The organism is Burkholderia sp. Ac-20384 (assembly GCF_017104605.1).
GTDB classification, from domain to species: domain Bacteria; phylum Pseudomonadota; class Gammaproteobacteria; order Burkholderiales; family Burkholderiaceae; genus Burkholderia; species Burkholderia lata.
Genome location: NZ_JAAGPE010000110.1, coordinates 20943 through 27735 on the forward strand (window position 1 = coordinate 20943; position 6793 = coordinate 27735).

At 68.4% G+C, this 6793-nt stretch carries 7 protein-coding genes; 5 read left to right on the forward strand and 2 right to left on the reverse strand.

Annotated elements, in window-relative coordinates:
- Positions 1-154 precede the first annotated feature (154 nt).
- The 3 genes from G3O00_RS21190 to fumC all read left to right on the forward strand — a co-directional run bounded on the left by G3O00_RS21190 (position 155) and on the right by fumC (position 3447).
- Entirely contained in the window at positions 155-373 is a 219-nt protein-coding gene (locus G3O00_RS21190) for an RNA-binding S4 domain-containing protein (protein WP_006486208.1), read from the forward strand.
- 135 nt (positions 374-508) lie between these two features.
- Positions 509-1897, forward strand: a complete 1389-nt coding sequence (gene norM, locus G3O00_RS21195; RefSeq protein ID WP_011351377.1) for a multidrug efflux MATE transporter NorM — start codon at positions 509-511, stop codon at positions 1895-1897.
- Between the two features lie 155 nt (positions 1898-2052).
- A complete protein-coding gene (gene fumC, locus G3O00_RS21200) occupies positions 2053-3447 on the forward strand; it encodes a class II fumarate hydratase (RefSeq protein ID WP_047850516.1) in 1395 nt (464 codons plus the stop codon).
- Positions 3448-3491: 44 nt separating this feature from the next.
- Here fumC and G3O00_RS21205 read toward each other — a convergent pair whose 3' ends face one another.
- Together G3O00_RS21205 and G3O00_RS21210 are read right to left on the reverse strand one after the other, a co-directional pair.
- Positions 3492-4004, reverse strand: a complete 513-nt coding sequence (locus tag G3O00_RS21205) for an acyl-CoA thioesterase (RefSeq protein WP_011351375.1) — start codon at positions 4002-4004, stop codon at positions 3492-3494.
- A 130-nt stretch (positions 4005-4134) separates the two neighbouring features.
- Positions 4135-4275 (reverse strand): hypothetical protein, encoded by a 141-nt coding sequence (locus G3O00_RS21210; protein WP_167316016.1) that lies wholly within the window; start codon positions 4273-4275, stop codon positions 4135-4137.
- A gap of 196 nt (positions 4276-4471) precedes the next feature.
- On the opposite strand from G3O00_RS21210, the gene G3O00_RS21215 reads away from it, so the two are divergent.
- A complete protein-coding gene (locus tag G3O00_RS21215) occupies positions 4472-5179 on the forward strand; it encodes a helix-turn-helix transcriptional regulator (RefSeq protein WP_011351374.1) in 708 nt (235 codons plus the stop codon).
- A 162-nt stretch (positions 5180-5341) separates the two neighbouring features.
- On the forward strand, positions 5342-6793 hold a 1452-nt coding region (locus G3O00_RS21220; protein ID WP_241025263.1), incomplete at its 3' end, for a DUF6600 domain-containing protein.

The window sequence follows — 6793 nt, forward strand, 5'->3', positions numbered from 1 at the left end:
GAATCTCTCAGACTGTTACCCACCGTTTCATTTACTGACGAATGGCTCACATTCCCTAACATCTGCCTCCGGCGGCCGGCCGCGCTCGCGCGCCGGCCCGCGGTGCCGTATGATGCGAGGCGATTCCTCCCGCGCATTGCGCCCCCTCTTCGTCATGCCCAACCTGGATTTCACGCTGACCGGCGAATACGTCGAGCTGCACAACCTTCTCAAGATCACCGGCCTCGCGGACAGCGGCGGCACCGCGAAGCTGATTGTCGCGTCCGGCGCGGTGAAAGTCGACGGCGCGGTCGAGCTGCGCAAGACCTGCAAGATCCGCGCGGGCCAGGTCGTCCTGCTCGGCGACACGCGCATTGCCGTGCGCGAAGCCTAGGTCCGACGGTTCCCCCTGCCTGCGACATGGCCATCGGCGCGCGCGTTCGACACGGTTCGAATAAAGCCGTAAGCTAGCCGTCTCTCAAAATAAATACATATAGCGCGGGCCCGCACTCGCGCGAGCGCCCATTCCATGTCGCATTCCGGTCTTACGCGGACGGCCGCCGCGCCGCCGTCCCTGTCCAGTCACGCCGCCGATACCGCGCGCCTCGCCGCGCCGCTCGCGATCGCGCAGCTCTCGCAGATGGCGATGAGCGTCACCGATACCGTGCTGCTCGGCTCGCTCGGCCCCGATTCGCTCGCGGCGGGCGGGCTCGGCGCGAACTTCTTCTTCGTCATCGTGACCGTGCTGCAAGGCGTGCTGTCGTCCGTCAGCGTCAGCGTCGCGCATGCGCGCGGCGCCAAGGCCGACGAGCGCGTACCGCACATCTACTGGACCGGCTTCGCGCTGTCCGTACTGCTCGCGATACCGGCCATCATCGCGTTGTCGCTGTCCGAACCGATCCTGCTGATGTTCCACGAGCCGCCATTGCTCGCGCATCACGTCGGCGAATACACCGGCATCCTGCGCTTCGCCGCGCTCGGCAGCCTGATCGGCGTCGGGCTGATGCGCGCATTCCTGCCGGCGATCGGCGCGGCGCGCCGGCTGCTGTGGGTGTCGATCGGCGGCGTCGGCGTCAACGGCGTGCTGAACTACGGGCTGATCCACGGCGCGTTCGGGCTGCCGCGCCTCGGCTTCCTCGGTTCGGCGGTCGCAACGACGATCACGATCTGGCTTACCGCACTCGCGCTGATCTGGCTGCTGCACGGCCGGCAACGCTTCCGTCATTTCGTCACGGCCGCGCGCCCGAAGCTGCCGATGATGGGCGAACTGATCGGCATCGGCTGGCCCGTTGCGATCACGTACGGCGTCGAATCGACGCTGTTCCTCGCGACCGGCCTGACGATCGGCGTGCTCGGCGCGACGTCGCTGGCCGCCCACCAGATCGCGCTAAACGTCGCGTCGGTGGCGTTCATGGTGCCGCTCGCGATCGGCCAGGCCGCCAACGTGCGGGTCGGTTACTGGGTCGGCGCAGGGGCGCCGGTCGCCGCACGGCATGCGGGCTTCGTCGCACTCGGCCTCGGGGTCGCGTTCATGACGCTGTCGGGCATCGTGCTGATCGTCGCGCCGCACGCGATCGTCGGCCTGTACCTGAACCTCGACGATCCGGCCAACGCGGCCACCGTGTCGCTCGCCGCGTCGCTGCTCGGTATCGCCGCGGTGTTCCAGATCGTCGACGGCGCGCAGACCGTTGCGTCGGGTGCACTGCGCGGCCTGAAGGACACGCGCATCCCGATGCTCGCGGCGACCCTCGGCTACTGGGGCATCGGTTTTCCGACCGGCTACTGGTTCGCGTTCCACGTGGGCCTCGGTGCCCGCGGCCTCTGGTGGGGCCTCGCGGCCGGCCTCGCCAGCGTGGCCGTGCTGATGGCATGGCGCTTCCATCTGAAGAGCGCGTCGTTCGTGACGTCGCCGCACTGAGCGCGACAAGACGCGAAATCCGGGCCGGCGCTATGCTAGTCGGCTGAAGACATCAAGACGCCGCGCGAGCGGCGCGACTGCCTCACGATACGTCTGATTACGTCTGATGTCGCGCGACCACGCGCGGCCTTTCCCCTTTCCTGGAGGAGTGGATCATGAACGAAGCAGTTCGGATGGAACGCGATACGTTTGGCGAGATCGCCGTGCCGGCCGACCGGCTCTGGGGCGCGCAGACCGAGCGCTCGCTGCAGAATTTCCGGATCTCGACCGAGAAGCAGTCGCCCGAGCTGATCCACGCGCTCGCGATCGTCAAGCGCGCCGCAGCGGCCGTGAACCAGTCGCTCGGCGTGCTGGCCGACGACAAGGCGCGCGCGATCATCGACGCGGCCGACGAGATCATCGCCGGCAAGCATCCGCGTGAATTCCCGCTCGCCGTGTGGCAGACGGGCTCCGGCACGCAGACCAACATGAACCTCAACGAGGTGATCGCGAACCGTGCGAGCGAACTGATGGGCGGCGAGCGCGGCGAAGCGCGCAAGGTTCATCCGAACGACGACGTGAACCGCGGCCAGTCGTCGAACGACGTGTTCCCGACCGCGATGCACGTCGCGGCCGCTTACGCGATCGTCAACCACCTGCTGCCGGCGCTGCGTACGCTGCGCACGACACTCGACGCAAAATCGAAGGCGTTCGCCGACATCGTGAAGATCGGCCGCACGCACCTGCAGGACGCGACGCCGCTCACGCTCGGCCAGGAGTTTTCCGGCTACGTCGCGCAGCTCGACCAGGGCATCCGTCACGTCGAATCGGCGCTGCCGCACCTGTACGAACTCGCGCTCGGCGGCACGGCGGTCGGCACGGGGCTGAACGCGCATCCGGAGTTCGCGGTGCGCGTCGCCGATGAAATCGGCCGGCTCGCGAAGCTGCCGTTCGTGACGGCGCCGAGCAAGTTCGAGGTCATGGCGGCCGCCGATGCGCTGGTGTTCGCGCACGGCGCGCTGAAGACGGTCGCGGCCGGCCTGATGAAGATCGCGAACGACGTCCGCTGGCTCGCGAGCGGGCCGCGCTGCGGGCTCGGCGAGCTGTCGATTCCCGAGAACGAGCCGGGCAGCTCGATCATGCCGGGCAAGGTGAACCCGACGCAGTCCGAAGCCGTGACGATGCTGTGCTGCCAGGTGTTCGGCAACGACGTCGCGGTCAACGTCGGCGGCGCGAGCGGCAATTTCGAGCTGAACGTGTTCCGGCCGATGATCGCGCACAACGTGCTGCAGTCGGTGCGGCTGCTCGCCGATGGCGCGCAGAGCTTCAACGATCACTGCGCGGTGGGCATCGAGCCGAACCGCTCACGGATCGACCTGCTGCTGAACGAATCGCTGATGCTCGTGACGGCGCTCAATCCGCACATCGGCTACGACAAGTCGGCGCAGATCGCGAAGAAGGCGCACAAGGAAGGCACGACGCTGAAGGCGGCCGCGCTCGCGCTCGGCTACCTGACCGAGGCGGAATTCGATGCGTGGGTACGCCCCGAACAGATGATCGGGTCGCAGTAACGGCAGGACGACGGGCGCGGCGCGATGCGCGGCGCCCGCAGCGGTCAGACCGCGCCCTTCGCGACCTCTTCCGGTTTCATCTCGACGATCTTGTCGAGCGCGGCCCGCACGTCGGCCGCATATTTCGCGAGCACCCTCTGCTCGTCGGTCTCGGGCACGAACGGCGGCACCGGCACCGGGTTGCCGTTCTCGTCGACCGCGACGAACACGACGAGGCAATCGGTCGTCTGGCGCAGCATGCCGCCCTTCGGATCGCCGGCGTGCACGGACACATGGATGTGCATGCTGGTGCGGCCCGTCGCAACGACGCGCGCCTTCAGCTCGACCAGGTTGCCGACCATGATCGGACGCTGGAAACGGATGTTGCCGACGCTGACCGTCACGCAATAGCGGCTCGACCAGACGGCCGCGCACGCATACGCGACCTCGTCGATCCACTTCATCAGCGCGCCGCCATGCACCTTGCCGCCGAAGTTCACGGAGGACGGCTCGGCGAGGAAGCGGAATACGGTTTCGGTGCGGTCGAGGGCGGCCGGTACGGGGGACGGTTGGGACATCTTGTTGGCTCCAGGCGGCAGGGGCGCTGTAATCGGGCCATTATACGTTGCACTGCGGCAACGCGTCGCGGAGCGCCCCGTGTGGCGCGGCTGCCGGGGCTGTTCCCGGCGCGCGCACGGCCGGCACCGGTCAGCGGCGCACCGTGATGCCCTGATCGATCGTGCCGTACATCTCGATGCTGCCACCGCGCTCGCCGGCCGTACCCGCACCGCCCTGCGCGCAGGCCGCGCAAACGAGCGCGGCCGCCAGCAAACAGAAAATCGTCTTCATCGTTGCATCGTGTCACGTGCGGCCGCCCGCTGCGGCCGCTTTCGGCCATTCTACGCGCCCCCCGCAAGCCGCCGCAGCCCGGTTCCGCCGCATCGACGACGCCGGCGCCACTGCATTCGACATTTCAGCCAAAAGCGAAACATCGAATGCGCGCGCCCACTACACTGAAGCTCATCCCGCCTGACGAGACACGACGATGACCGACCAAGACGACCACCACTTCCCGGGCCTGAGCCGCATCGGCTCGCTGATCGCCGACCCCGGGCGCGCCGCGATGCTGTGGGTGCTGATGGACGGCAGCGCGCGACCCGCAGGCGAACTGACGATGATCGCGGGGCTGTCGCCGTCCGCTGCAAGCGCCCACCTCGCGCGCTTGACCGAAGGCGGCCTGCTCGCGCTCGACGTGCGCGGCCGGCACCGCTACTACCGGATCGCATCGGCCGACATCGCGGCCTCGCTCGAGGCACTCGCGAACGTCGCCCGCGCGGCCGCACCGCATCGCCCGGTTCCGGCGCCGTCCCGCACGGTCCCGGCCGAATTGCGCTATGCGCGCACCTGCTACGACCACATGGCCGGCGAACTCGCGGTGCGCATCTTCGACGGGCTCACCGCGCGCGGCTGGCTGCTGGCCGACGGCGATGCGATCGAGACCACCGAACTCGGCACCCAGGCGCTCGCGCAATGGGGCATCGACGTCGCGCAGCAGCGCACGCGCCGGCGCCGCTTCGCGTGCGGCTGCCTCGACTGGAGCGAACGGCGCTCGCATCTCGGCGGCGCACTCGGCGCAGCGCTGCTCGAGAGCTTCTGCGCGCACGGCTGGATCGAGCGCTCCGCACGGCCGCGCGTGCTGCGCGTCACCGTGCCCGGACAGCAGGTTTTCGACGGGTGGCTTACGTCCGCTTGACGCCTGGATTGCGTCTGCACGACAACGGCGCGCGATCGACAGGTTTTGTTACATCGCGTGCCATTCGACTTACAAAACACCGAGCATTGAAACAGGCCGAGCGGATATTGTGAACTCAACGGCACGAATCGACGCGCCGCGATAATGACGAAGACGCTCACCATGGCCACCCTGTTCACGCTCAAGCGAACCGCCCGCTGCACGCTGCTCGCGTTCGTCGCGCTTGCGGCACTGCCCCCCGCATTCGCGCAATCGGCCGGCGCCCCGCCCTATGCGGCCGCGGCACGGCAAGCGGGCGGCGATCCGCCCAGCCGTGTCGCGCGACTCAATTACCTGTCGGGCGCCGTGACGACAGAACCGGCCGGCACCGATACGTGGTCGTATGCCGCCGTGAACCGGCCGCTGACGACCGGCGACCAGCTCTGGAACGATGCCGGTGCACGCTCGGAACTGCACATCGGCTCGAGCGCGGTGCGGCTCGGCGAGTCGACGAGCCTGTCGGTGCTGAATCTCGACGACACGACGACCCAGCTGAAAGTGGGGCTCGGCACCCTATCGACGCACGTGCGCGATCTGCCGGCCGGCGGATCATACGAAATCGACACGCCCAATCTCGCGCTCGGCATCACGGGCCCCGGCGACTATCGCGTCGACGTTGCACCGAACGGTGCGAGCACGACGGTCACGGTACGCAGCGGCAGTGCGACCGTCTACGGCAGCAACGGCCAGTACCCGCTTTCGCCCGGACAGCAGGTCGTGTTCACGGGCACCGACCTGCAGGTCGCGCAGCAATCGGCCGCCCCGGGCCCCGATCCGCTCGACCAGTGGGCCGCCAGCCGCGACGCGGCCGAGGAGCGCTCGGTGTCGGCCCGTTATGTGTCCCGCGACATTCCCGGCTACCAGGATCTCGACGCGAACGGCACGTGGCGCGAAACCCCGAATTACGGCCAGGTATGGGTGCCAAACGACACGCCGGCCGACTGGGCGCCGTATCACGACGGCCACTGGATCTGGCAGGCACCGTGGGGCTGGACTTGGGTCGACGACGCGCCGTGGGGTTTCGCACCGTATCACTACGGCCGCTGGGCATACGTGGACGACAGCTGGGCCTGGGTACCGGGCCCGCTGGTCGTCAGCCAGCCGCCGGTCTATGCGCCGGCACTCGTCGCGTTCGTAGGCGGTGGCGGCGGCCCCGACTGGAGCGTCGCGCTCACGGTGGGCGGCGTCGCCGCGGCCGGTTGCGCGTGGTTCGCGCTCGGCCCGGGCGAACCGTGGCATCCGGGCTGGGGCGGCTGGAGCCCGCACTACTACGACCGCGTGAACCGCAACATCGTGGTGAACAACGTCAACGTGAACAAGACCGTGAACGTGACGAACATCACCAATATCACCAACATCAACAAGACGTATGTGAACTTCCGCGCGCCGCATGCGATCACGGCCGTACCGGCATCCGCGTTCGTGCACGGCCAGCCGGTCGCGCACTTCTCGCAGCACGTCGATCCGCAGCAATGGCGCAACGCGCACGTCATGCCGGGGACACCGGGCATTGCGCCGGTGCGCCAGAGCTTCACGGGCGGGCTGCGCAATGCGAGCTACCGTCCGCCTGCAGCG